The organism is Mesorhizobium sp. M0854, assembly GCF_040319815.1.
Lineage (GTDB): Bacteria > Pseudomonadota > Alphaproteobacteria > Rhizobiales > Rhizobiaceae > Mesorhizobium.
Window position 1 is genome coordinate 83,964 of the sequence record NZ_JAMYOL010000005.1, and the last position, 25,775, is coordinate 109,738.

A 25,775-nucleotide genomic window follows, 5' to 3' on the forward strand; every position below is an offset into this window, starting at 1 on the left:
GGCGCTCGGTGTTTCCGCTATCGTCCTGCGTGGTTGAAGACCAGTCAGGTGAGAAATCGCGAATGAGCCAGGATGTCCCGACATTGTTTGAATGGGCCGGCGGCTCCGAAGCGCTGAACCGCCTGACCCAAACCTTCTACGACAGCGTCTCTCGGGATCCCATCGTCGGGCCGGTGTTCAAACATATGTCGCCGGACCATCCCGCTCACGTCGCGGCCTTCATCGGCGAAGTTTTCGGCGGACCGAAAACCTACAGCGAAGAGCATGGCGGCCATCGCGAGATGGTGATGCATCATCTCGGCAAGCATCTGACCGAGGAGCAGCGCCGGCGCTGGATCAATCTTCTCGCCGACGCCGCCGACGAGGTCGGCCTGCCTGACGATCCCGAATTCCGCTCGGCTTTCATGGCCTATGTCGAATGGGGATCGCGGCTGGCCAAGATGAACTCCAACAAGGGCCCGACCTGCGACCCCGAGACGGAACCAATGCCGGCCTGGGGCTGGGGGGTGCCGGGCGGCCCATACAAGGCGCCTTCGGGAGACTGACCGGGGCGCAAATCGGTCGAAAACCCTGCCGCCAGGACCCGATTTGCGGGAAATGGGTGGCGGTGAATGGTTCGGTCCGCCAGGCTGGAACGGTTTGAGGCCGCCGTGGCTGGCGGGGGCCGCGCTGAAAAACCGGAGGCCTGCGATGGGATCGGACAGCAAAGCAAATTCTGACAGCAACCGCGGAATCCGAAATCCGTTTGGCGTCATGGACGTCCCCACTCCCGACGACGAGGAGGTGTCGGCGTTCGCCGCCGGCTTGAAACTGGAGGGAACTCCAAGCGATGAAAATGCCGAGGCATGGGGCACCGACCGCGACCGCGACCGCAACGACACCATCGAAGGCAGCTGGTCCAGCCGATGGAACGGCGGTGCCGATCCCACGATCCCGGGCGATAGCAAGCATAAATGGAAGTCCGGCCGGGGCGAGGTGAAGACGGCGGGAGAGAGGGTTTACCTGCTGTTCGATTGGCATGATGGCGTGCGCAAGGGGCTCATCGATGCGCGGCGCGAGGGTGCGAAAGGGCTGGTTGGAAAATACATCAATCTGACCGACCCGAAAATCGTGCGTCCCTGGGTCGGCTTGATCGTCAGCAATCAACGGATCGACGGGAAATGGCCGGGAGGACGCCTGGACTTTCGAAGATGAAGGCCGGGTAGCGCACGTCGCTCTTTACAGAGCGCGCGGAAGCTTTTAGGAAGCGCCTGCTGCGCCGACATGCGCATACGGGCATAGCTCAGTTGGTAGAGCGGCGGTCTCCAAAACCGCAGGTCGTAGGTTCGAGCCCTGCTGCCCGTGCCATTCTTTGAATGGATACCTAAAACGATTCTTTTGCAGTGCGGCCTTTGAAAATCGGCTTGTGACTTGCCATATGGCATAAGTTGCGGCATAAGGGCCGCATAGCCGGGACGGGACGACTGGATGGTTCCGAGGCGGCGTTTGGCCATAAAGCGGACACTTGCCACTTGCGTGGATCAAGAATCGGTTTTATGTAGACGAGACAGACACGCGACGCGTGGAGCTGGGAAGCCGGCTTTACGCGTCTGATTTGCATGGGCGAAATGATTGCGCTGATTCGGCGCGAACGCACGCTCAAGCGGCACGTCCCGGCCAGCGGGATCATCCAGGAGGCCCGGCCAACGGGTCTTGCAGACAGAGCGGCATATGGCTTCGAAAACCACAAATCCCTTCACCTTTCTCCAGCAGGTTCGCGCGGAGACCGCCAAGGTCACTTGGCCGTCGCGGCGCGAAACGATGATCTCGACGGTGATGGTCCTTGTGTTCGCGGTCATCGCGATGATCTTTTTCTTTACCGCAGACGTGGCCATGGGCTTTGCGGTCGAAAAAATCCTCGGCCTCGGACAGTAAGTCCGGCGATTACGGAGAAGTCTTGAAATGACCGCGCGGTGGTACATCGTCCACGCCTACTCGAACTTTGAAAAGAAGGTCGCCGAGGACATTGAGAACAAGGCCAAGCAGAAGGGCCTGTCCGCCGACATCGAGCAGATCGTGGTGCCGACCGAGAAGGTCGTCGAGATCCGCCGCGGCCGCAAGGTCGATGCCGAGCGCAAGTTCTTTCCGGGCTATGTGCTGCTGAAAGCCAATCTGACCGACGCCGTGTTCTCGCTCGTCAAGAACACGCCGAAGGTCACCGGTTTCCTGGGCGACTCCAAGCCGGTGCCGATCACCGAAGCCGAGGCCCAGCGTATCCTGAACCAGGTTCAGGAAGGCGTCGAGCGGCCGAAGCCGTCGGTGACGTTCGAGATCGGCGAAGCGATCCGCGTTTCGGATGGACCATTCGCGTCCTTTAACGGTTTCGTCCAGGAAGTGGACGAGGAGCGGGCGCGGCTCAAGGTGGAAGTTTCGATCTTCGGGCGCGCTGTGCCGGTCGATCTGGAATTCGGACAGGTCGAGAAGGGCTGATCCGAAATCCCTGCACCGGTTTCGGCGGCAGGGAAGGCGGCGCGGAGATCGCGCGGCCAAAAACGGGTGGGAGGCGAATGCGGCTTTAGCCGGCCGCGCGGACCGCACCACCAGACTGCAACCGCCGGCAAGACCGGCATGAGAAAAGGCAGGAAGAGAGATGGCTAAGAAAATTGCAGGCCAGCTCAAGCTCCAGGTTTCCGCGGGATCGGCCACGCCGTCGCCCCCGATCGGCCCGGCGCTTGGTCAGCGGGGCATCAACATCATGGAGTTCTGCAAGGCGTTCAACGCGCAGACCCAGGAAATGGAAAAGGGCTCGCCGGTTCCGGTCGTCATCACCTACTACCAGGACAAGTCGTTCACCTTCGTCATGAAGACGCCGCCGGTGAGCTACTTCCTGAAGAAGGCTGCGAACCTGAAGTCGGGCTCGAAGGAGCCGGGCAAGGTCAAGGCCGGCACGATCGGCCGCGACAAGGTGCGCGCCATCGCCGAGCAGAAGATGAAGGATCTGAACGCAAACGACGTCGAGGCGGCCATGCGCATGGTCGAGGGCTCTGCCCGCTCGATGGGTCTGGAAGTGGTGGGCTGAGATCATGGCAAAGATTGCAAAGCGTGTATCGAAGACCCGCGAAGGCATCGATCCCAACAAGGCTTACGCTTTGGGTGAGGCGCTGAAGCTGCTCAAGGATCGCTCCTCGGTGAAGTTCGACGAGACGATCGAAGTCGCGATGAACCTCGGCGTCGACCCGCGCCATGCCGACCAGATGGTCCGCGGCGTGGTCAATCTGCCGAACGGCACCGGCCGCAGCGTTCGCGTCGCCGTCTTCGCGCGTGGCGACAAGGCCGAGGAGGCCAAGGCCGCCGGCGCCGACATCGTCGGAGCCGAGGATCTGGTCGACATCGTCCAGAAGGGCACGATCGACTTCGACCGCTGCATCGCCACGCCGGACATGATGCCGCTGGTCGGCCGTCTCGGCAAGGTGCTCGGTCCGCGCGGCATGATGCCGAACCCGAAGGTCGGCACCGTCACCACCGACGTTACCGCCGCCGTCAAGGCATCGAAGGGCGGCGCCGTCGAGTTCCGCGTCGAGAAGGCCGGCATCGTTCACGCCGGCGTCGGCAAGGTCTCGTTCGACGTCAAGGCGCTGGAAGAAAACGTCCGCGCCTTCGCTGATGCGGTGACCAGGGCAAAGCCGGCTGGTGCCAAGGGCAACTACGTCAAGAAGGTGTCGGTCACCTCGACGATGGGCCCGGGCCTCAAGCTCGACGTCTCGACGCTCGCAGCGTCCTGATACGAACAATTGGATCGGCCGCTAAAACGCTGATCCGTGGAAGAATTCCGGGCCTCCGACCTGTCGGCGGCCCGGTACCGGAAGTCGAAAGGCTTCCGGACATCCTGTCCGAGATTGCAGGCGGCCCCCAAGCCTTAGGTGATGTGGGCCTTAATTCATGTGGGCCTGCATGAGACGGGTGAAGACCGGACAAAGGAGCCACAAGCTCCAATGAAAGGTTCGAACCGTGTTTGCCTTTTGTCTGCGCACCGTCCGGCTTGCCGGCAGGTGTGGCGAAAGGGGGCAGGATCCTCGAGCGTCGTTCGGGAGATCCGTTACTGGATGGCCCGGCCGGCAAAAGGCAACCCGACGCCTGTCCTTCGTAGAGGGCAGGGGTCAACTGGAGATAGGCAGTGGACAGAGCGGAAAAACGCGAACTCGTCACGGGCCTGAATGATGCGTTTTCAAGCGCTGGTTCAGTCGTCGTGGCCCACTACGCCGGTATCACCGTCGCGCAAATGAACGACCTTCGGTCGAAAATGCGCGCCGCCGGTGGCACCGTCAAAGTCGCGAAGAACCGTCTCGCCAAAATCGCTCTTCAGGGCACGGACTCCGCATCGATCATCGAGCTGTTCAAGGGACAGACGCTGATCGCCTATTCGGAGGATCCGATTGCGGCGCCGAAGGTCGCGTCCGATTTCGCCAAGGGAAATGACAAGCTCGTCATTCTCGGCGGCGCAATGGGCACCACCTCGCTCAATGCCGACGGTGTGAAGGCACTCGCCACACTTCCGTCGCTCGATGAGCTGCGCGCCAGGCTGGTTGGCATGATCGCCACGCCGGCAACCCGGATCGCCCAGATCGTCAATGCGCCTGCGGCTTCGGTCGCGCGCGTCATCGGCGCTTACGCCCGGAAGGACGAGGCGGCATGAGGCCGTTCCTCGCTATCACAAACACACGTTCGAACCTTATGAAGGAACATTGCAATGGCTGATCTGGCAAAGATCGTAGACGACCTTTCGAAGCTGACCGTCCTCGAGGCGGCCGAGCTGTCGAAGCTTCTTGAAGAAAAGTGGGGCGTTTCCGCCGCTGCTCCGGTGGCGGTTGCCGCTGCCGGCGGCGCTGCGGCCGCTGCTGCTCCGGTCGAGGAAAAGACGGAATTCGACGTCGTCCTCACCGAGGCAGGCGCTCAGAAGATCAACGTCATCAAGGAAGTTCGCGCCATCACCGGTCTTGGCCTCAAGGAAGCCAAGGACCTGGTCGAGGCGGCTCCGAAGCCGGTCAAGGAAGCCGTTTCCAAGGCCGACGCGGACAAGTTCAAGGCCCAGCTGGAAGCAGCCGGCGCCAAGGTCGAACTGAAGTAAGCGTTGAGTACCGGCCGACGGCATAGCCGCCTCCGCCACGCCTTTCACATCGAAGGGAGGCTGCGTAACGCGAAGAGTGCGAAAACCTCTTTCCTGAGGGCCGCAAACCGGCCTTCAGGAAACGGGTTTTCTCCCGTTTCTGGCCCGCCGCCAATTGGCGGCGGGTGAAAAGACAAGAAGCCGCCGACAGGCGGCGGGCAACAAGACAGGGCCGCCAAGGTGGCCCGAGATGCAAGGCGAGCCGCGGCGAGGCTCGTCCCGAGAATTGAGCTAAGGAGCGACGATGGCCCAGACCCAGACTTTCAATGGCCGCAGACGCGTACGCAAGTTTTTCGGAAAGATCCCGGAAGTTGCGGAGATGCCGAACCTGATCGAGGTTCAGAAGGCATCCTATGACCAGTTCCTGATGGTGGAGGAGCCCAAGGGTGGGCGTCCTGACGAGGGGCTGCAGGCAGTTTTCAAGTCGGTCTTCCCGATTTCCGATTTTTCCGGCTCCTCGATGCTGGAATTCGTGAAGTATGAGTTCGAGGGACCGAAATTCGACGTTGACGAATGCCGTCAGCGCGACCTGACCTATGCGGCGCCGCTCAAGGTGACGCTGCGCCTCATCGTGTTCGATATCGACGAGGATACCGGCGCCAAGTCGATCAAGGACATCAAGGAGCAGGACGTCTACATGGGCGACATGCCGCTCATGACCTTGAACGGCACCTTCATCGTCAACGGCACCGAGCGCGTCATCGTCTCGCAGATGCACCGTTCGCCGGGCGTCTTCTTCGACCATGACAAGGGCAAGTCGCACTCGTCCGGCAAGCTTCTGTTTGCCGCGCGCGTCATTCCCTATCGCGGTTCGTGGCTCGACATCGAGTTCGATAGCAAGGACGTCGTGCATGCCCGCATCGATCGCCGCCGCAAGATTCCGGTGACGTCGCTGCTGATGGCGCTCGGCATGGACGGCGAAGAGATCCTGTCGACCTTCTACAGCAAGATCACCTACAAGCGCGCCGGCGACCATTGGCGCATCCCGTTCAACGTCGAGCGTTTCCGCGGCCTCAAGGCCGTTGGTGACCTGGTCGACGCCGACACCGGCGAAGTCGTCGTCGAGGCCGGCAAGAAGATCACCGCCCGCCAGGCCAGGGCGCTTGGCGAAAAGGGTCTCAAGGCGATCAAGGCGACCGACGAGGATCTGCTCGGCAACTACCTTGCCGAGGATATTGTCAACTACGGGACCGGCGAGATCTTCCTCGAAGCCGGTGACGAGATCGACGAAAAGACACTGAAAGTGCTGCTTGGCACCGGTGACGATGAGATCAAGGTCCTCGACATCGACCACGTCAACGTCGGCGCCTACATCCGCAACACGCTCAACGTCGACAAGAACGAGAGCCGCCAGGACGCGCTGTTCGACATCTACCGCGTCATGCGCCCCGGCGAGCCGCCGACGCTGGAAACCGCTGAAGCCATGTTCAACTCGCTGTTCTTCGACAGCGAGCGCTATGATCTGTCGGCCGTTGGCCGCGTCAAGATGAACATGCGCCTCGAGCTCAAGGCCGAGGATACCGTGCGCGTGCTGCGCAAGGACGACATCCTGGCCGTGGTCAAGACGCTGGTCGAACTGCGCGACGGCAAGGGCGAGATCGACGACATCGACAATCTCGGCAACCGCCGCGTGCGCTCGGTCGGCGAGCTGATGGAGAACCAGTACCGCGTCGGCCTGCTGCGCATGGAGCGCGCGATCAAGGAACGCATGTCCTCGATCGAGATCGATACGGTGATGCCGCAGGACCTGATCAACGCCAAGCCGGCGGCTGCCGCCGTGCGCGAGTTCTTCGGTTCCTCGCAGCTGTCGCAGTTTATGGATCAGACCAACCCGCTTTCGGAGATCACCCACAAGCGCCGTCTTTCGGCGCTTGGACCGGGCGGTCTGACCCGCGAGCGTGCCGGTTTCGAAGTGCGCGACGTGCACCCGACGCATTACGGCCGCATCTGCCCAATCGAGACGCCGGAAGGCCCGAACATCGGCCTGATCAACTCGCTTGCGACCTTCGCGCGCGTCAACAAATACGGCTTCATCGAGAGCCCGTACCGCAAGATCGTCAACGGCAAGCTGACCAATGAGGTCGTTTACCTCTCGGCTATGGAAGAGGCCAAGCACCACGTCGCGCAGGCCAATGCCGAGCTCGACAAGAATGGTCATTTCGTCGACGAATTCGTCATTTGCCGCAACGCCGGCGAAGTGATGATGGCGCCGCGCGAAAACGTCGATCTGATGGACGTGTCGCCGAAGCAGATGGTGTCGGTGGCCGCGGCCCTGATCCCGTTCCTGGAGAACGATGACGCCAACCGTGCGCTGATGGGCTCGAACATGCAGCGTCAGGCCGTGCCGCTGGTGCGCGCCGAAGCGCCGTTCGTCGGCACCGGCATGGAGCCGATCGTCGCCCGTGATTCGGGCGCCGCCATCGGCGCCCGCCGCGGCGGCATCGTCGACCAGGTGGACGCGACGCGTATCGTCATCCGCGCCACGGAAGATCTCGACCCCGGCAAGTCCGGCGTCGATATCTACCGGCTGATGAAGTTCCAGCGTTCGAACCAGAACACCTGCATCAACCAGCGTCCGCTGGTGCGCATGGGCGACCGGGTCAACAAGGGCGACATCATCGCCGACGGTCCGTCGACCGAGCTCGGCGATCTGGCCCTCGGCCGTAACGTGCTGGTCGCGTTCATGCCGTGGAACGGCTACAACTACGAGGACTCCATCCTCCTGTCCGAGCGCATCGTCGCCGACGACGTCTTCACCTCGATCCATATCGAGGAGTTCGAAGTCATGGCCCGCGACACCAAGCTGGGGCCGGAGGAGATCACGCGCGACATTCCCAACGTCTCGGAAGAAGCGCTGAAGAACCTCGATGAGGCCGGCATCGTCTACATCGGTGCGGAAGTGCAGCCGGGCGACATCCTGGTCGGCAAGATCACGCCGAAGGGCGAAAGCCCGATGACGCCGGAAGAAAAGCTGCTGCGCGCCATCTTCGGTGAAAAGGCCTCGGACGTGCGCGACACCTCGATGCGCATGCCTCCGGGAACCTTCGGCACCGTCGTCGAAGTGCGTGTCTTCAACCGCCACGGCGTCGAGAAGGACGAGCGCGCCATGGCCATCGAGCGCGAGGAGATCGAACGCCTCGCCAAGGACCGCGACGACGAGCAGGCGATCCTCGACCGCAACGTCTATTCGCGTCTTTCCGACGTTCTCGTCGGCAAGGAAGCGATTGCCGGGCCGAAGGGCTTCAAGAAGGGCTCGAAGCTGTCGAAGGACACGCTCGACGAGTATCCGCGTTCGCAGTGGTGGCAGTTTGCCGTGGAGAACGAAAAGCTCCAGAGCGAACTGGAAGCCCTGCGTGGCCAGTACGACGATTCCAAGAAGGCGCTCGAGCAGCGCTTCATGGACAAGGTCGAGAAGGTGCAGCGCGGCGACGAGATGCCTCCGGGCGTCATGAAGATGGTCAAGGTCTTCGTGGCCGTGAAGCGCAAGATGCAGCCCGGCGACAAGATGGCCGGCCGGCACGGCAACAAGGGTGTCGTGTCGCGGATCGTTCCGGTCGAGGACATGCCTTTCCTCGAGGACGGCACGCATGCCGATATCGTGCTCAACCCGCTGGGTGTGCCGAGCCGCATGAATGTCGGCCAGATCCTGGAAACGCATCTGGGCTGGGCTTGCGCCGGAATGGGCAGGAAGATCGGCGATCTGATCGACGCGTACAAGACGGCGGGCGACATCAAGCCGCTGCGCAAGACGCTCGAGAGCTTCATGCCTTCCAACGACCGCAACGAGCCGGTCCGCGAATATGACGACGAGAGCATCGTTCGCCTCAGCGAGCAGATGCGCCGCGGCGTCTCCATCGCGACACCGGTGTTCGACGGCGCGCACGAGGCCGACATCAACATCATGCTGGAGCAGGCGGGCCTGCACACCAGCGGTCAGTCGCAGCTCTATGACGGGCGCACCGGCGAGCCGTTCGATCGCAAAGTGACGATGGGCTATATATATATGCTCAAGCTTCACCACCTTGTGGACGACAAGATCCACGCGCGTTCGATCGGGCCGTACTCGCTCGTTACCCAGCAGCCGCTGGGCGGCAAGGCGCAGTTCGGTGGCCAGCGCTTCGGCGAGATGGAGGTCTGGGCGCTCGAAGCGTACGGCGCCGCCTACACGCTGCAGGAGATGCTGACGGTGAAGTCGGATGACGTCGCCGGACGCACCAAGGTCTACGAGGCGATCGTCAGAGGCGACGACACCTTCGAGGCCGGCATTCCCGAGAGCTTCAACGTTCTCGTCAAGGAAATGCGGTCTCTCGGCCTCAATGTCGAGCTGGAGAACACCAAGCTCGACGACAACCCGATCCGGCTGCCCGACGCGGCCGAGTAAGCAAGACGTCCGGCCGCGGTCTTCCCGCGACCGGACGCACCAAATTCTCGGCCGATGGCCGATCAAGTCGGCGGGCGTTTGGCCCGCGCTAGATGCAAGGGGTTTTCGAGGACCCCGAAAAGGAGAACGGCATGAACCAAGAGGTCATGAATCTCTTCAATCCCCAGGCGCCTGCGCAGGTGTTCGATTCCATCCGGATCTCGCTTGCCAGCCCTGAGAAGATTCTGTCCTGGTCGTTCGGCGAGATCAAGAAGCCGGAGACCATCAACTACCGCACCTTCAAGCCGGAGCGTGACGGCCTGTTTTGCGCGCGCATTTTTGGCCCGATCAAGGACTATGAGTGCCTGTGCGGCAAGTACAAGCGCATGAAATACAAGGGCGTCATCTGCGAGAAGTGCGGCGTCGAAGTCACGCTGTCGCGCGTCCGCCGCGAGCGCATGGGCCATATCGAGCTGGCGGCACCGGTCGCCCACATCTGGTTCCTGAAGTCGCTGCCGTCGCGCATCGGCACGCTGCTCGACATGACGCTGAAGGACATCGAGCGGGTCCTCTACTTCGAGAACTACATCGTTACCGAACCCGGCCTCACCGCGCTGAAGGAGCACCAGTTGCTCAGCGAGGAAGAGTACATGATGGCCGTCGACGAGTATGGCGAGGATTCGTTCACCGCCATGATCGGCGCCGAGGCGATCCACGACCTTCTGGCCGGCATGGACCTCGAGAAGATCGCCGGCGATCTGCGTTCTGAGCTGGCTTCGACCACCTCCGAGCTCAAGCAGAATAAATACCTGAAGCGGCTCAAGGTCGTCGAGAACTTCATGGAATCCGGCAACCGTCCGGAATGGATGATCATGAAGGTGGTTCCGGTGATCCCGCCGGATCTGCGCCCGCTTGTCCCGCTGGACGGCGGCCGTTTCGCCACGTCGGATCTGAACGACCTCTATCGCCGCGTCATCAACCGCAACAACCGCTTGAAGCGGCTGATCGAGCTGCGCGCGCCCGGCATCATCGTGCGCAATGAAAAGCGCATGCTGCAGGAAGCCGTCGATGCGCTGTTCGACAACGGCCGCCGCGGCCGCGTCATCACCGGCGCCAACAAGCGTCCGCTGAAGTCGCTGTCCGACATGCTGAAGGGCAAGCAGGGCCGGTTCCGCCAGAACCTGCTCGGCAAGCGCGTCGACTATTCCGGCCGCTCGGTCATCGTCACCGGTCCGGAGCTCAAGCTCCACCAGTGCGGCCTGCCGAAGAAGATGGCGCTCGAACTGTTCAAGCCCTTCATCTACGCCCGTCTCGACGCCAAGGGCTACTCCTCGACCGTCAAGCAGGCGAAGAAGCTGGTCGAGAAGGAGCGTCCGGAGGTCTGGGATATCCTCGACGAGGTCATCCGCGAGCATCCGGTGCTGCTGAACCGCGCACCGACGCTGCACCGCCTCGGTATCCAGGCGTTCGAGCCGATCCTGATCGAAGGCAAGGCGATCCAGCTTCACCCGCTGGTCTGCACGGCCTTCAACGCCGATTTCGACGGCGACCAGATGGCGGTCCACGTGCCGCTGTCGCTGGAAGCGCAGCTTGAAGCCCGCGTGCTGATGATGTCGACCAACAACATCCTGCACCCGGCCTCGGGCGCGCCGATCATCGTGCCGTCGCAGGACATGGTTCTCGGTCTCTACTACCTTTCGATCGTCAATCAGAACGAGCCGGGCGAGGGCATGGTGTTTGCCGACATGGGCGAACTCCAGCACGCGCTCGAGACCAAGGCGGTGACGCTGCATGCCAAGATCAAGGGGCGCTTCCGCACGGTCGACGCCGACGGCAAGGTCGTGTCGAAGATCTACGACACCACGCCTGGCCGCATGATCATCGGCGAGCTGCTGCCGAAGAACCACAACGTGCCCTACGAGACCGCCAACCAGGAGATGACCAAGAAGAACATCTCCAAGATGATCGACACCGTCTACCGCCATTGCGGTCAGAAGGAGACGGTCATTTTCTGCGATCGCATCATGGCTCTCGGCTTCAGCCACGCCTGCCGTGCCGGCATTTCGTTCGGCAAGGACGACATGCTGATCCCGGACGCCAAGATCAAGCTGGTCTCCGACACCGAGGCTTTGGCCAAGGAGTACGAGCAGCAGTACAATGACGGTCTGATCACCCAGGGCGAGAAGTACAACAAGGTCGTCGACGCCTGGGCCAAGTGCTCGGAAAAGGTCGCCGACGAAATGATGGCCCGCATCAAGGCGGTCGAGTTTGAGGACAACGGCCGTCAGAAGCCGATGAACTCGATCTACATGATGTCGCACTCCGGTGCGCGCGGCTCGCCCACCCAGATGCGCCAGCTCGCCGGCATGCGCGGCCTGATGGCCAAGCCTAGCGGTGAAATCATCGAGACGCCGATCATCTCGAACTTCAAGGAAGGCCTCACCGTGCTCGAGTACTTCAACTCGACCCACGGCGCCCGCAAGGGGCTGGCCGACACCGCCTTGAAGACGGCGAACTCGGGTTACCTGACGCGTCGTCTCGTCGACGTGGCGCAGGACTGCATCGTCAACTCGCTCGACTGCGGCACCGACAAGGGCCTCACCATGCAGCCGATCGTCGATGCCGGTCAGGTCGTCGCCTCGGTTGGTCAGCGCGTTCTCGGCCGCACCTCGCTCGACGACATCACCCACCCGGTCACCGGCGAGGTTCTGGTCAAGGCCGGAACGCTGATGGACGAGCGTGACGTGGAACTGATCGAAAAGGCCGGCGTGCAGTCGGTCCGCATCCGTTCGGCGCTGACCTGCGAGGTCAGGGTCGGCGTCTGCGCGGTCTGCTACGGACGCGATCTGGCCCGCGGCACTCCCGTCAACCAGGGCGAGGCTGTCGGCGTCATCGCGGCGCAGTCGATCGGCGAGCCGGGCACTCAGCTCACCATGCGTACCTTCCACATGGGCGGCACGGCGCAGGTGGTGGATTCCTCGTTCCTTGAAGCCTCCTATGAGGGCAAGGTCGAGATCCGCAACCGCAACGTGGTGCGCAACTCCGACGGCCAGTTAATGGTCATGGGCCGCAACATGGCGGTGCTGATCCTCGACGAAGCCGGCAAGGAACGCGCCACGCACCGCGTCACCTACGGTTCGCGCATCTTCGTCGACGATGGCGACAAGGTGAAGCGCGGCCAGCGCATTGCCGAGTGGGATCCTTATACCCGCCCGATCCTCACCGAAATCGAGGGCAGGGTGGCATTCGAGGATCTGGTCGATGGCATTTCCGTTCAGGAAACCGCCGACGAATCGACCGGCATCACCAAGCGCGAGGTCATCGACTGGCGTTCGACGCCACGCGGCAACGACCTCAAGCCGGCGATCGTCGTCCAGGATGCCAAGGGCAAGGTCGGCAAGCTGTCGAAAGGCGGCGACGCCCGCTTCCTGCTCTCGGTCGAGGCCATTCTTTCGGTCGAGCCGGGCGCACAGGTTCGCCCCGGCGACGTGCTGGCGCGTATCCCGATGGAAAGCGCCAAGACCAAGGACATCACCGGCGGTCTGCCGCGTGTTGCCGAACTGTTCGAGGCACGCCGTCCGAAGGACCACGCCATCATCGCCGAGATCGATGGCACGATCCGCTTCGGCCGCGACTACAAGAACAAGCGCCGCATCATCATCGAGCCGCATGACTCGACGCTTGAGCCAGTCGAATACCTGATCCCGAAGGGCAAGCCGTTCCATCTCCAGGACGGCGACGTCATCGAGAAGGGCGACTACATCCTCGACGGCAATCCGGCGCCGCACGACATCCTGGCGATCAAGGGCGTGGAGGCGCTTGCCTCCTACCTCGTCAACGAGATCCAGGAGGTCTACCGACTGCAGGGCGTGTCGATCAACGACAAGCACATCGAGGTGATCGTTCGCCAGATGCTGCAGAAGGTCGAGATCACCACGCAGGGCGATTCGACCTACATTCCGGGCGACCACGTCGATGTGATCGAGCTGGAAGAGGTCAATGAGCGCCTGGTCGAGGAAGGCAAGAAGCCGGCCGAAGGCCAGCCGGTGCTGCTCGGCATCACCAAGGCCTCGCTGCAGACGCCGTCCTTCATCTCCGCCGCCTCCTTCCAGGAGACGACGAGGGTGCTGACCGAAGCTGCGGTTGCGGGCAAGACCGACATGCTGCAGGGGCTGAAGGAAAACGTCATCGTCGGCCGGCTGATCCCGGCCGGTACCGGCGGTACGATGAGCCAGATCCGGCGCATCGCCACCTCGCGCGACGAGTTGATCATCGACGAGCGCCGCAAGGCGTCCGGCGTCGAGGTCGCCGAGCCGATGCTGACCGACATGGTTAACGCCGCGCAGTAAGCGCGCAAGAAAGAGAAGATAGAAAAGGGGCCCAGGTGGCCCCTTTTCGCGTTGTGGTTCCCCAATCGGATCGGAGGAGAACGATGAGCAGGAAGATCTGGGCTTCTGTCGACGACTACATTGTCGAAGCTCTTTTCGAGGCGGATCCCGCCCTCGATGCCGTTCTGGCGGCCAACCATGATCAGGGCCTGCCGCCTATCGACGTTTCCCCGGCACAAGGCAAGCTGCTCTCACTTCTTGCGCGAATGCAGGGAGCGAGGAAGGTACTCGAAATCGGCACGTTGGGCGGTTATTCGACAATCTGGATGGCGCGAGCATTGCCGATGGACGGCAAGGTCGTGACGCTCGAGCTTGATCCGCACCACGCCAGTGTCGCGCGGTCGAACTTTGAACGAGCAGGGGTGTCTGACCGTGTGGAACTGCGAGTCGGACCGGCGCTTCAATCGCTTGCGGCCTTAGGCGCCGAGAATGCCGGGCCGTTCGACTTCATCTTCATCGACGCCGACAAGCCGAACAACCCGCACTATCTGTCCTGGGCCATGCGTCTTTCGAGGCCGGGGACCGTTATCGTCTGCGACAATGTCATCCGTGACGGCGCGGTGGTGAATGAAGATGGTCGCGATGCCAATGTCGAAGGGGCACGCGCGGCGTTCTCGTTCATCGGCAGCGACAAACGTCTGGAAGGCACCGCGATCCAGACTGTTGGCGCCAAGGGCTATGACGGCTTTGCAATAGCGATCGTTAATTGAATTTGTGCGGTGCGCCGGCCGGACCTGCGATCCGGCGGCGCCCACTGATCAATCGAAAAAAGCTTCCACCACATTGCGCTTGCCGAGCATGAAGGCGTCGGCGACGTGCTGCAGGGGCGCGAGATCGACGTCGGAGGTGCCGGCGCGCACGATCTCGGCAAAGCGCTTGTAGAGCATCGGGTATTCGGCTTCCGGCTCCTCGTGAACGACGCGGCCATCGATGGCGAGCTTTGAGCCGCCGCCAGAAAGCACCATCGAACCGGCCTCGGTATCGGCCAGAATGTCCCAGCTTTGCGGGCCGGTCTGGCGCCAGTCGAGTTCCATCGTCACCGGCAGACCGTTCGAAGTGCGGAAAGCGATATGGGCGGCGATCGGGGCCGCGCGGTTCTCGGGGAAATCGAGCTCTGCCGAGCTGATGAACATCGGCGGCAGGATGTGGGTGGCGATCGACAGCGCGTTGATGCCGGGATCGAAGACGCCAAAGCCGCCGGGAGCCCAGATCCACTCCTGGTTCGGATGCCAGCGGCGCACGTCTTCTTTCCAATTGATGGCGGCCGACCTGATCGTTGTCGATCCAAGGAATGCGCGCGCAGCTTCGACAGCCGGCGCATAGCGTGAATGCCAGCTGGCGAACAGGCAGACGCCGTTCGCTGTCGCCAGCGCCTTCAGGTCTTCGACCTCGCTGACCGTGGCGCCGGGCGGCTTTTCCAGGAAAACATGCTTTTTCGCCGCCAGCGCCAAGCGCGCGGCGTCGTAACGAAACTGCGGCGGCATGCACAGCGACACCGCCTCGAGCTCCGGCGTTGCGTCGAGCATCGCCTCGATCGTCGGGAAGTTCGGGATGTCCTCGACTTTGCCATGGCGGCTCGCTGCGGCAACCAGGCGATAATCCTGGTCCTTCGCCAGCGCCGGCAGATGCTGGTCACGGACGATCTTCCCCACGCCGACGATGCCGAGCTTGATGGGATTAGAGGACATGGGAGCTCCGCAGGTTGAGTGTGCTTGGTTTTGCCAGAGGTCGCTTCTTAGCAGAGAACTTGTGCCGGGCAAGTCGCCGGGCTTTGTCGCCGGCCCGTGAGATCGACCGCGATTCAGATCTCTTCAGATCGGCACATCGAACGTCACGATCGACACTTCGCCTTCGAGCGCGCCCTGATAGGCGGACAGATGCGGCTCCTCGTCCGGCACGCCGTCCAGGTCGCCGATCTGATCGAGCTCTGCCTCGGCATAACCTTCGGCGGCAAGCGATTCGAGAGCGCGGCGCACCGCCGAATCGTCGTCCGGCGCGACCAGCATCACATGCACGCCTTCCGGTTGCCGCCTTTGCGCTTCCACACCCGCCCGGTAATAATGGTGACCGGGCGCTCCTCATTGTCATTCACGGGTTCGTACCTCCGGGCGAGGGGGTTTGGGCTGCTCATGCCGCCTTTTCGCACGAAGCACGGCCTGGAAACAGCCGCAAGCCGGTCACTTTCTGGCTTCCTCTTGAAAAACGGCGCAAGAAAATTACACGCGCTTTTCGCATGGCTGCCACGCCTCGGGTTCAGCGCAATATTTGCCGCTCCGGGGTTGACGGACAGTGGCCATACGAGTAGAAGCCGCCCAGTCAGAACCGATGTGAGGCTCTTGCTTCCGAAGCGACACGCTTTGGAGTTTGCCTCAAACAGGGTTCGTTTTACGAGCGAAAAGACATTTCCGGCGTGCACGAAGCGGCTTCCGCTTCCTCTGCCATTTGTTCGGGCAAGACCGCGAGGCGCGGTTTGTGGCCCGAATTTGCGTATGGAAGTGACGCTTTGAGCGGCCCTGACCGGGCGAGATACGGAATTGAGAGACAAGAGGGTTTAATGCCTACCGTCAACCAGCTGATCCGCAAGCCGCGCATTGCGCCGGTGAAGCGCAACAAGGTCCCGGCCATGCAGCAGAACCCGCAGAAGCGGGGCGTCTGCACGCGCGTCTACACCACGACGCCGAAGAAGCCGAACTCGGCGCTGCGCAAGGTGGCCAAGATCCGCCTGACCAATGGTTTTGAAGTGATCGGTTACATCCCCGGCGAAGGCCACAACCTTCAGGAGCACTCGGTGGTGATGATCCGCGGCGGTCGCGTCAAGGATCTTCCGGGCGTCCGTTACCACATCATCCGCGGCGTGCTCGACACGCAAGGCGTGAAGAACCGCAAGCAGCGCCGTTCGAAATACGGCGCCAAGCGTCCGAAGTGACCGAAGCGTAGCCAAGGTCGTTCCGGGCGGCGTCAAGCGACGATCCGGGATCCAGGCCACCGCGTAGAATTGAGGCAGAGAAAAAATGTCCCGTCGTCACAGTGCAGAAAAGCGTGAGATCAATCCGGACCCGAAGTTCGGCGATCTGATCGTCACCAAGTTCATGAATGCCGTCATGTATGACGGCAAGAAGTCGGTTGCCGAGACCATCGTTTACGGCGCGCTCGATCAGGTCCAGTCCAAGACCAAGCAGGAGCCGGTCACCGTCTTCCATCAGGCGCTCGACAATGTCGCGCCGCATGTCGAAGTGCGTTCGCGTCGCGTCGGCGGCGCCACATACCAGGTTCCGGTCGACGTGCGCCCCGAGCGCCGTCAGGCATTGGCCATCCGCTGGCTGATTGCCGCCGCCCGCAACCGCAACGAGACCACTATGGTCGACCGCCTCTCCGGCGAGCTGATGGACGCGGCCAACAACCGCGGCACCGCCGTCAAGAAGCGTGAAGACACCCACAAGATGGCAGAAGCCAACCGCGCTTTCGCGCACTACCGCTGGTAAAGCGCGAACGAGACTGAAGAGGCACCTCCCATGGCCCGCGAATATAAAATCGAAGACTACCGCAATTTCGGTATCATGGCGCATATCGACGCCGGCAAGACGACGACCACCGAGCGCGTCCTCTATTACACGGGCAAGTCGCACAAGATCGGCGAAGTCCACGACGGCGCTGCCACCATGGATTGGATGGAGCAGGAGCAGGAGCGCGGCATCACCATCACGTCGGCCGCGACCACGACCTTCTGGAAGGGTCGCGACGGCAAGATGCACCGCTTCAACATCATCGACACCCCCGGCCACGTCGACTTCACCATTGAAGTCGAGCGTTCGCTGCGCGTGCTCGACGGCGCCATTGCGCTGCTCGATGCCAATGCCGGTGTCGAGCCGCAGACGGAGACCGTCTGGCGCCAGGCCGACAAGTATCGCGTGCCGCGCATGATCTTCTGCAACAAGATGGACAAGATCGGCGCCGACTTCTACCGCTCGGTCGAGATGATCGGATCGCGCCTCGGTGCGCATGCCGTCGTCATGCAGCTGCCGATCGGCGCCGAGACCGAGTTCAAGGGTGTCGTCGACCTCGTCGAGATGAACGCGCTGGTCTGGCGCGACGAGACGCTGGGCGCTGCCTGGGACATCGTCGAGATCCCTGCCGACCTCAAGGCTCGTGCCGAAGAATACCGCGAGAAGATGATCGAGGCCGCCGTCGAAATGGACGAGACGGCGCTCGAGAATTACCTCGAAGGCAAGATGCCGAGCAACGACGAGATCCGTGCGCTCATCCGCAAGGGCACGATCGCGGTGAAGTTCTATCCGATGTTCTGCGGCTCGGCCTTCAAGAACAAGGGCGTGCAGCCGCTGCTCGACGCCGTCGTCGAATATCTGCCGTCGCCGGCCGATGTCCCGGCCATCAAGGGCGTCGACGCCAAGACCGACGCCGAGATCGAGCGTCATGCCGACGACAACGAGCCGCTGTCGATGCTTGCCTTCAAGATCATGAACGACCCGTTCGTCGGTTCGCTCACCTTTGCCCGCATCTATTCGGGCAAGCTCACCAAGGGCATCTCGGTCGACAACACCGTGAAGGGCAAGAAAGAGCGCATCGGCCGCATGCTGCAGATGCATGCGAATTCGCGCGCCGACGTCGAAGAGGCGTTTGCCGGCGACATCGTCGCCCTCGCTGGCCTCAAGGACACCACCACCGGCGACACGCTCAGTGATCCGCTGCATCCGGTCATCCTCGAGCGCATGGAATTCCCCGATCCGGTCATCCAGATCGCCATCGAGCCGAAGACCAAGAACGACCAGGAAAAGATGGGTCTCGCCCTTCACCGCCTGGCCGCCGAGGATCCGTCCTTCCGCGTCAAGACTGACGAGGAATCGGGCCAGACGATCATTTCCGGCATGGGCGAGCTTCACCTCGACATCATCGTCGACCGCATGCGCCGCGAGTTCAAGGTCGAGGCCAATGTCGGCGCGCCGCAGGTGGCCTACCGCGAGACGATCACCCGCAAGCACGAGCAGGACTACACGCACAAGAAGCAGACCGGCGGTACCGGCCAGTTCGCCCGCGTCAAGATCCTGTTCGAGCCGAATCCGGAAAGCAGCGAATTCGAGTTCGAAACCAAGATCGTCGGCGGCGCTGTGCCGAAGGAATACATCCCCGGTGTCGAAAAGGGCATCAACAGCGTCATGACCTCGGGCCCGTTCGCCGGCTTCCCGATGATCGGCGTCAAGGCGACGCTGATCGATGGCGCCTACCACGACGTGGACTCGTCGGTTCTGGCCTTCGAAATCGCCGGCCGCGCCTGCTTCCGTGAAGCAGCCCCCAAGCTTGGCGTGCAGTTGCTCGAGCCAATCATGAAGGTCGAAGTGGTGACGCCGGAAGATTACGTCGGCAGCGTTATCGGCGACCTGAACGGCCGTCGCGGCCAGATCCAGGGCCAGGAAGCCCGTGGCGTGGCTGTGGTCATCAACGCGATGGTGCCGCTCGCCAACATGTTCAAATACGTGGACAACCTTCGCTCGATGAGCCAGGGCCGCGCGGCCTACACGATGCAGTTCGACCACTACGAGCCGGTCCCGACCGCGGTCGCCCAGGAAGTCCAGAAGAAATACGCGTAACTCGAAACGAGTTGCATCAGTAACTTAATTCAAGGCCCGCACGGGCTGGCAGGAATGGAGAGATCACATGGCAAAAGGTAAATTCGAGCGCACTAAGCCTCATGTGAACATTGGCACGATTGGTCACGTCGACCATGGCAAGACGTCGCTGACGGCGGCGATCACCAAGTATTTTGGCGAATACAAGCGCTACGACCAGATCGACGCGGCGCCCGAAGAGAAGGCGCGCGGCATCACCATTTCGACGGCGCACGTCGAATACGAGACCGCCAACCGCCACTATGCCCATGTCGACTGCCCCGGCCACGCCGACTACGTGAAGAACATGATCACCGGTGCCGCGCAGATGGACGGCGCGATCCTGGTGGTGTCGGCCGCCGACGGCCCGATGCCGCAGACCCGCGAGCACATCCTTTTGGCCCGTCAGGTCGGCGTGCCCTCGATCGTGGTGTTCTTGAACAAGGTCGACCAGGTCGACGACGCCGAGCTGCTCGAGCTGGTCGAGCTCGAGGTGCGTGAGCTTCTGACCAAGAACGAGTTCCCCGGCGACGACATTCCGATCGTCAAGGGTTCGGCGCTTGCCGCACTTGAAGACAGCGACAAGAAGATCGGCGAGGACGCCATCCGCGAACTGATGGCTGCGGTCGATGCCTACATCCCGACGCCGGTTCGTCCGCTCGACAAGCCGTTCCTGATGCCGATCGAGGACGTGTTCTCGATCTCGGGCCGTGGCACGGTTGTGACCGGCCGCGTCGAGCGCGGCGTCGTCAAGGTCGGCGAGGAGCTGGAGATCGTCGGCATCCGTCCGACCACCAAGACGACCTGCACGGGCGTCGAGATGTTCCGCAAGCTGCTCGACCAGGGCCAGGCCGGCGACAACATCGGCGCGCTGTTGCGCGGTGTCGACCGTGAAGGCGTCGAGCGCGGCCAGGTCCTGGCCAAGCCCGGCACCGTCAAGCCGCACAAGAAGTTCGTCGCCGAAGCCTACATCCTGACCAAGGACGAGGGCGGCCGCCACACGCCGTTCTTCACCAACTACCGTCCGCAGTTCTATTTCCGCACGACGGACGTGACCGGCATCGTGTCGCTGCCGGAAGGCACCGAGATGGTGATGCCGGGCGACAACATCACCGTCGATGTCGAGCTGATCGTGCCGATCGCCATGGAAGAGAAGCTGCGCTTCGCCATCCGTGAAGGCGGCCGCACCGTCGGTGCCGGCATCGTCGTCACCATCACAGAGTAATTTGGACTTAAACCGATCTGTCGCGGGCGCTGCCCGCGCCGCGCCAGAACAAGGAAGTGACGCATGAACGGACAGAATATCCGCATCCGCCTGAAGGCGTTTGATCACCGGGTGCTCGACGCCTCGACACGGGAAATCGTGTCGACCGCCAAGCGCACCGGCGCCAACGTCCGCGGCCCCATTCCGCTGCCGACGCGGATCGAAAAGTTCACGGTCAACCGGTCGCCTCACGTCGACAAGAAGAGCCGCGAGCAGTTCGAGATGCGCACGCACAAGCGTCTGCTCGACATTGTAGACCCGACCCCGCAGACGGTCGATGCTTTGATGAAGCTCGACCTGGCCGCCGGTGTCGACGTCGAGATCAAGCTGTAAGGAACCAGAGGTCAGCGGGGCGACCCGGAACTCTGAAGGAACAAGAGGCGTGGAGGGGCGACAGCCCCGACAGGGAACTCTAAAGGAATTGAACCGATGCGTTCAGGTGTGATTGCAAAGAAGGTGGGAATGACCCGCATCTACAACGATGCCGGGGAACATGTTCCCGTCACTGTTCTCCAGATGGAGAACTGCCAGGTCGTGGCGCAGCGCACGCAGGAGAAGAACGGCTATACCGCCGTCCAGCTCGGCGTTGGCCTTGCCAAAGTGAAGAACACGTCGAAGGCGATGCGCGGCCATTTCGCGACCGCTTCCGTCGAGCCCAAGGCCAAGGTTGCCGAGTTTCGCGTCTCTGCCGACAACATGATCGATGTTGGCGCCGAGATCACCGTCGAGCACTTCGTCGTCGGCCAGAAGGTCGATGTGACGGGCACCACGATCGGCAAGGGCTTCCAAGGCGTCATCAAGCGGCACCACATGGGTGGCGGCCGCGCAACACACGGCAACTCGGTGTCGCACCGTACACACGGCTCGACCGGCCAGCGCCAGGATCCGGGCAAGGTGTTCAAGGGCAAGCATATGGCCGGCCACATGGGCGACACCCGCGTCACCACGCAGAATGTCGAGGTCGTCTCGACCGACGCCGATCGCGGCCTGATCCTGATCCGCGGTGCGGTCCCGGGTTCGAAGGGTGCATGGATCCTGGTCCGCGACGCGGCCAAGGTGGCGCTTCCGGCCAATGCGCCGAAGCCCGCCGCGATCCGCGCCCTTGCGACTGACGGTGCCGCCACGAACGAGGCCCCGGCCACAGAGGGAGCGGAATAATGGACCTCAAGATTACAACGCTTGGCGGCAAGGACGCCGGCAAGCTGAAGCTCTCCGAAGAGATTTTCGGCCTCGATCCGCGCGAGGACATCCTGCAGCGCGTCGTGCGCTGGCAGCTTGCCAAGAAGCAGCAGGGCACGCACAAGGCCAAGGGTCGCGCGGAAATCGCCCGCACCGGCGCCAAGATGTACAAGCAGAAGGGTACGGGCCGCGCCCGTCACCATTCGGCTCGCGCTCCGCAGTTCCGCGGCGGCGGCAAGGCCCACGGCCCGGTCGTGCGCAGCCACGAGCACGATCTGCCTAAGAAGGTGCGTGCGCTCGGCCTGAAGCATGCGCTTTCGGCCAAGGCCAAGAGCGCGTCGATCATCATCATCGACGAGCTGAAGCTGACCGAGGCCAAGACCAAGGCGCTGATCGCGAATTTCGCGACGCTGGGCCTGAGCAACGCCCTGGTGATTGGCGGCGCCGAGCTTGACAAGAACTTCAAGCTGGCAGCGACCAACATCCCGAACATCGACGTGCTGCCCATCCAGGGCATCAACGTCTACGACATTCTGCGCCGCGGCACGCTGGTCCTTTCCAAGGCCGCCGTCGAGGCTCTCGAGGAGCGCTTCAAATGACCGACCTTCGTCATTACGACGTAATCGTCTCGCCGGCGATCACCGAAAAGTCGACCATGGCTTCCGAGCAGAACCAGGTCGTCTTCAACGTCGCCAAGAAGGCGTCGAAGCCGGAAATCAAGGCCGCCGTCGAAGCGCTGTTCGGCGTCAAGGTGATGGCCGTGAACACGCTTGTCCGCAAGGGCAAGATCAAGCGCTTCCGCGGCACGATCGGCCGCCAGAGCGACGTCAAGAAGGCGGTTGTGACGCTGGCCGAAGGCCAGTCGATCGACGTCGCGACGGGTCTCTGAGCAAGGTCGCGAGGACAGAACAATGGCACTGAAAAAATTCAACCCGGTAACGCCGAGCACCCGTCAGCTGGTCATCGTCGATCGGTCGGGCCTCTACAAGGGCAAGCCCGTCAAGGGCCTGACCGAAGGCCTGACCAAGTCGGGCGGCCGCAACAATTACGGCCGCATCACAGCCCGCTTCATCGGCGGCGGTCACAAGCGCACCTACCGCATCATCGACTTCAAGCGCCGCAAGTTCGACGTCGTCGGCACGGTCGAGCGCATCGAGTACGATCCGAACCGCACCGCCTTCATCGCGCTGATCAAGTATGACGATGGCGAGCTGTCCTACATCATCGCCCCGCAGCGTCTGGCTCCCGGCGACAAGATCGTGGCCGGTGAATCGGTCGACGTGAAGCCGGGCAACGCGATGCCGCTGGCCTCGATGCCGGTCGGCACGATCGTCCACAATATCGAGCTGAAGCCCGGCAAGGGCGCTCAGGTCGCCCGTTCGGCCGGCGGTTATGGCCAGCTCGTCGGCCGCGACCAGGGCATGGCGATCCTGCGCCTCAATTCGGGCGAGCAGCGTGTCGTCCACGGCTCCTGCATGGCCACTGTCGGCGCCGTGTCTAACCCGGACCATGGCAACATCAATGACGGCAAGGCAGGCCGCACCGTGTGGCGCGGCAAACGTCCGCACAATCGCGGCGTGACCATGAACCCGGTCGACCATCCACATGGCGGCGGCGAAGGCCGCACCTCGGGTGGCCGCCATCCGGTTTCGCCCTGGGGCAAGCCGACCAAGGGCAAGAAGACGCGGTCCAACAAGGCGACCGACAAGTTCATCCTGCGCTCGCGCCATCAGCGCAAGAGCTAAGAAGAGGTAACGCCAAGTGACTCGTTCGATTTGGAAAGGCCCCTTCATCGACGGCTACCTTCTGAAGAAGGTGGACAAGGTTCGTGAAGGTGGTCGCAATGAGGTGATCAAGATGTGGAGCCGCCGCTCCACCATCCTGCCGCAGTTCGTCGGCTTCACCTTCGGTGTCTACAACGGCCAGAAGCACGTTCCCGTCTCGGTGAACGAGGACATGGTCGGTCACAAGTTCGGTGAATTCGCTCCGACCCGGACCTATTACGGTCACGGCGCGGATAAGAAGGCGAAGAGGAAATAATCATGGGCAAGGCCAAAGCTCCGCGCAGGCTTGCTGACAACGAAGCGCGCGCCGTGTTGCGCACGATCCGTATCAGCCCGCAGAAGCTGAACCTGGTTGCCGCGCTGATCCGCGGCAAGAAGGTCGCGACAGCGCTTTCCGACCTCGAATTCTCGGCCAAGCGGATTTCCGGCACGGTCAAGAAGACGCTGGAATCGGCGATCGCCAACGCGGAAAACAACCACGACCTCGACGTCGATGCGCTGATCGTGGCGGAAGCCTATGTCGGCAAGTCGATCGTCATGAAGCGGTTCCATGCCCGTGGCCGTGGGCGCGCCAGCCGTATCGAGAAGCCGTTCTCGCACCTCACGATCGTCGTTCGTGAAGTCGAAGAAAAAGGGGAGGCCGCATAATGGGCCAGAAAGTCAATCCGATCGGTCTGCGTCTCGGCATCAACCGCACCTGGGATTCGCGCTGGTTCGCGAACACCGGCGAGTACGGCAAGCTGCTGCACGAGGACATCAAGATCCGCAAATATCTTGAGAAGGAACTCAAGCAGGCTGCGATCTCGAAAGTCGTGATCGAGCGTCCGCACAAGAAGTGCCGCGTCACCATCCATGCGGCGCGTCCGGGCCTGATCATCGGCAAGAAGGGCGCCGACATCGAGAAGCTTCGCAAGAAGCTCATGGAGATGACCAAGTCCGAGACGCATCTGAACATCGTCGAAGTGCGCAAGCCGGAGATCGACGCGACCTTGGTCGCCCAGTCGATCGCCCAGCAGCTCGAGCGCCGCATCGCGTTCCGCCGCGCCATGAAGCGTGCCGTGCAGTCGGCGATGCGCCTCGGTGCCGAAGGCATCCGCATCAACTGCGCCGGCCGTCTCGGCGGCGCCGAGATCGCGCGCATGGAATGGTATCGCGAAGGCCGCGTGCCGCTGCATACGCTGCGTGCCGACGTCGACTACGGCACGGCCGAGGCGAATACGGCCTACGGCATCTGCGGCGTCAAGGTCTGGGTGTTCAAGGGCGAAATCCTCGAGCACGACCCGATGGCTTCGGAGCGCCGCGCCACCGAGGGCGATCATGCGCATGGCGGTGGTGGTGAGCGCGAACGCGGTCGCCGTCGCGAAAACGCGTAAGACATTTAGGAATTTGGAGTTAGAACGATGCTGCAGCCAAAGCGCACAAAGTTCCGCAAGCAGTTCAAGGGCCGCATCCACGGTACCGCCAAGGGCGGCACCAACCTGGATTTCGGTGGTTTCGGGCTGAAGGCGCTTGAGCCGAACCGCGTCACCGCGCGTGAGATCGAGGCGGCCCGCCGCGCGATCACCCGCGAGATGAAGCGTGCCGGCCGCGTGTGGATCCGTATCTTCCCGGACGTGCCGGTGACGTCGAAGCCGACCGAAGTCCGTATGGGTAAGGGCAAGGGCGCGGTCGACTACTGGGCGGCACGCGTCAAGCCGGGCCGCATCATGTTCGAGATCGACGGCGTCAACGAGGAAACCGCCCGTGAGGCGCTGCGTCTCGGCGCGGCCAAGCTCTCGGTCAGGACGCGCTTCGTACAGCGCATCGCAGAATAAGGACGGGCTGATCATGAAAGCCGAAGACATCCGGACCAAGACCCAGGACCAGCTGACCGACGACCTGGCCAGCCTGAAGAAGGAGCAGTTCAACCTGCGCTTTCAGAAGGCCACCGGCCAGCTTGAGAAGACCGCGCGCGTGAGGCAGGTCCGCAAGGACATTGCGCGTATCAAGACCATCGCTGCGGAAAAGTCCGCGGCCAAGAAGGCTTAAGGACGAAA

26 protein-coding genes, 1 tRNA gene and 1 pseudogene are annotated in these 25,775 nt (G+C 62.5%); 26 read left to right on the forward strand and 2 right to left on the reverse strand.

Going from position 1 to position 25,775, the window contains the following annotated elements:
• The first annotated feature begins 62 nt into the window (after positions 1-62).
• From NKH99_RS10945 to NKH99_RS11000, 12 genes are all read left to right on the forward strand, one after another.
• The gene (locus NKH99_RS10945; protein WP_352997526.1) at positions 63-545 is read left to right on the forward strand and encodes a group II truncated hemoglobin; all 483 of its coding nucleotides are present in this window, start codon (positions 63-65) and stop codon (positions 543-545) included.
• Positions 546-690: 145 nt separating this feature from the next.
• The gene (locus NKH99_RS10950) at positions 691-1,194 is read left to right on the forward strand and encodes a hypothetical protein (RefSeq protein WP_352997527.1); all 504 of its coding nucleotides are present in this window, start codon (positions 691-693) and stop codon (positions 1,192-1,194) included.
• A 77-nt stretch (positions 1,195-1,271) separates the two neighbouring features.
• Positions 1,272-1,347: transfer RNA gene (locus NKH99_RS10955), tRNA-Trp, on the forward strand.
• A gap of 363 nt (positions 1,348-1,710) precedes the next feature.
• Positions 1,711-1,914 carry a preprotein translocase subunit SecE gene (gene secE, locus NKH99_RS10960; protein ID WP_023680439.1) on the forward strand — a complete coding sequence of 68 codons (204 nt, stop codon included), beginning with the start codon at positions 1,711-1,713 and terminating at the stop codon, positions 1,912-1,914.
• Positions 1,915-1,941: 27 nt separating this feature from the next.
• Positions 1,942-2,469 carry a transcription termination/antitermination protein NusG gene (nusG, locus tag NKH99_RS10965; protein WP_006333333.1) on the forward strand — a complete coding sequence of 176 codons (528 nt, stop codon included), beginning with the start codon at positions 1,942-1,944 and terminating at the stop codon, positions 2,467-2,469.
• A 160-nt stretch (positions 2,470-2,629) separates the two neighbouring features.
• A complete protein-coding gene (gene rplK, locus NKH99_RS10970) occupies positions 2,630-3,058 on the forward strand; it encodes a 50S ribosomal protein L11 (protein ID WP_023680440.1) in 429 nt (142 codons plus the stop codon).
• 4 nt (positions 3,059-3,062) lie between these two features.
• Entirely contained in the window at positions 3,063-3,761 is a 699-nt protein-coding gene (rplA, locus tag NKH99_RS10975; protein WP_023680441.1) for a 50S ribosomal protein L1, read from the forward strand.
• Between the two features lie 392 nt (positions 3,762-4,153).
• Entirely contained in the window at positions 4,154-4,672 is a 519-nt protein-coding gene (rplJ, locus tag NKH99_RS10980) for a 50S ribosomal protein L10 (protein WP_008875657.1), read from the forward strand.
• A gap of 54 nt (positions 4,673-4,726) precedes the next feature.
• Positions 4,727-5,104, forward strand: a complete 378-nt coding sequence (gene rplL / locus NKH99_RS10985) for a 50S ribosomal protein L7/L12 (protein ID WP_023680442.1) — start codon at positions 4,727-4,729, stop codon at positions 5,102-5,104.
• 283 nt (positions 5,105-5,387) lie between these two features.
• Positions 5,388-9,524, forward strand: coding sequence for a DNA-directed RNA polymerase subunit beta (rpoB, locus tag NKH99_RS10990; protein WP_353014035.1), 4,137 nt, complete (start codon positions 5,388-5,390; stop codon positions 9,522-9,524).
• Positions 9,525-9,655: 131 nt separating this feature from the next.
• Complete coding sequence (gene rpoC, locus NKH99_RS10995; RefSeq protein WP_352700729.1) at positions 9,656-13,852, forward strand: DNA-directed RNA polymerase subunit beta'; 4,197 nt, start codon at positions 9,656-9,658, stop codon at positions 13,850-13,852.
• An 83-nt stretch (positions 13,853-13,935) separates the two neighbouring features.
• Positions 13,936-14,601 carry an O-methyltransferase gene (locus NKH99_RS11000; RefSeq protein WP_352474774.1) on the forward strand — a complete coding sequence of 222 codons (666 nt, stop codon included), beginning with the start codon at positions 13,936-13,938 and terminating at the stop codon, positions 14,599-14,601.
• A gap of 48 nt (positions 14,602-14,649) precedes the next feature.
• Here NKH99_RS11000 and NKH99_RS11005 read toward each other — a convergent pair whose 3' ends face one another.
• Entirely contained in the window at positions 14,650-15,579 is a 930-nt protein-coding gene (locus NKH99_RS11005; RefSeq protein ID WP_352682668.1) for a Gfo/Idh/MocA family protein, read from the reverse strand.
• Between the two features lie 123 nt (positions 15,580-15,702).
• Positions 15,703-15,983, reverse strand: a pseudogene (locus NKH99_RS11010) (transcriptional regulator).
• Between the two features lie 462 nt (positions 15,984-16,445).
• On the opposite strand from NKH99_RS11010, the gene rpsL reads away from it, so the two are divergent.
• From rpsL to rpmC, 14 genes are all read left to right on the forward strand, one after another.
• The gene (rpsL, locus tag NKH99_RS11015; RefSeq protein ID WP_006333356.1) at positions 16,446-16,817 is read left to right on the forward strand and encodes a 30S ribosomal protein S12; all 372 of its coding nucleotides are present in this window, start codon (positions 16,446-16,448) and stop codon (positions 16,815-16,817) included.
• A gap of 85 nt (positions 16,818-16,902) precedes the next feature.
• A complete protein-coding gene (gene rpsG / locus NKH99_RS11020; RefSeq protein ID WP_008875664.1) occupies positions 16,903-17,373 on the forward strand; it encodes a 30S ribosomal protein S7 in 471 nt (156 codons plus the stop codon).
• Positions 17,374-17,403: 30 nt separating this feature from the next.
• On the forward strand, positions 17,404-19,494 hold the full coding sequence (gene fusA / locus NKH99_RS11025; RefSeq protein WP_023680448.1) for an elongation factor G: 2,091 nt from the start codon (positions 17,404-17,406) through the stop codon (positions 19,492-19,494).
• A 67-nt stretch (positions 19,495-19,561) separates the two neighbouring features.
• The gene (gene tuf, locus NKH99_RS11030) at positions 19,562-20,737 is read left to right on the forward strand and encodes an elongation factor Tu (RefSeq protein ID WP_352614181.1); all 1,176 of its coding nucleotides are present in this window, start codon (positions 19,562-19,564) and stop codon (positions 20,735-20,737) included.
• A gap of 63 nt (positions 20,738-20,800) precedes the next feature.
• The gene (gene rpsJ, locus NKH99_RS11035) at positions 20,801-21,109 is read left to right on the forward strand and encodes a 30S ribosomal protein S10 (RefSeq protein ID WP_006205468.1); all 309 of its coding nucleotides are present in this window, start codon (positions 20,801-20,803) and stop codon (positions 21,107-21,109) included.
• A 96-nt stretch (positions 21,110-21,205) separates the two neighbouring features.
• Positions 21,206-21,934 carry a 50S ribosomal protein L3 gene (gene rplC, locus NKH99_RS11040; RefSeq protein ID WP_352451050.1) on the forward strand — a complete coding sequence of 243 codons (729 nt, stop codon included), beginning with the start codon at positions 21,206-21,208 and terminating at the stop codon, positions 21,932-21,934.
• Positions 21,934-22,554, forward strand: a complete 621-nt coding sequence (gene rplD / locus NKH99_RS11045; RefSeq protein WP_023675140.1) for a 50S ribosomal protein L4 — start codon at positions 21,934-21,936, stop codon at positions 22,552-22,554. Before rplC ends, rplD begins: the two co-directional genes overlap by 1 nt.
• Positions 22,551-22,844, forward strand: coding sequence for a 50S ribosomal protein L23 (locus NKH99_RS11050; protein WP_023675139.1), 294 nt, complete (start codon positions 22,551-22,553; stop codon positions 22,842-22,844). The genes rplD and NKH99_RS11050 overlap by 4 nt, the downstream gene beginning before the upstream one ends.
• Before the next feature lie 22 nt (positions 22,845-22,866).
• Positions 22,867-23,700 (forward strand): 50S ribosomal protein L2, encoded by an 834-nt coding sequence (gene rplB, locus NKH99_RS11055; protein ID WP_023675138.1) that lies wholly within the window; start codon positions 22,867-22,869, stop codon positions 23,698-23,700.
• A 16-nt stretch (positions 23,701-23,716) separates the two neighbouring features.
• Positions 23,717-23,995 carry a 30S ribosomal protein S19 gene (gene rpsS, locus NKH99_RS11060; RefSeq protein ID WP_006205463.1) on the forward strand — a complete coding sequence of 93 codons (279 nt, stop codon included), beginning with the start codon at positions 23,717-23,719 and terminating at the stop codon, positions 23,993-23,995.
• Between the two features lie 2 nt (positions 23,996-23,997).
• Positions 23,998-24,387 (forward strand): 50S ribosomal protein L22, encoded by a 390-nt coding sequence (gene rplV / locus NKH99_RS11065; RefSeq protein ID WP_006205462.1) that lies wholly within the window; start codon positions 23,998-24,000, stop codon positions 24,385-24,387.
• Positions 24,387-25,112 carry a 30S ribosomal protein S3 gene (rpsC, locus tag NKH99_RS11070; RefSeq protein ID WP_023675137.1) on the forward strand — a complete coding sequence of 242 codons (726 nt, stop codon included), beginning with the start codon at positions 24,387-24,389 and terminating at the stop codon, positions 25,110-25,112. Before rplV ends, rpsC begins: the two co-directional genes overlap by 1 nt.
• Before the next feature lie 27 nt (positions 25,113-25,139).
• Positions 25,140-25,553, forward strand: a complete 414-nt coding sequence (rplP, locus tag NKH99_RS11075) for a 50S ribosomal protein L16 (RefSeq protein WP_006205460.1) — start codon at positions 25,140-25,142, stop codon at positions 25,551-25,553.
• Between the two features lie 13 nt (positions 25,554-25,566).
• The gene (rpmC, locus tag NKH99_RS11080) at positions 25,567-25,767 is read left to right on the forward strand and encodes a 50S ribosomal protein L29 (protein ID WP_006205459.1); all 201 of its coding nucleotides are present in this window, start codon (positions 25,567-25,569) and stop codon (positions 25,765-25,767) included.
• The last annotated feature ends 8 nt before the right edge of the window (positions 25,768-25,775 follow it).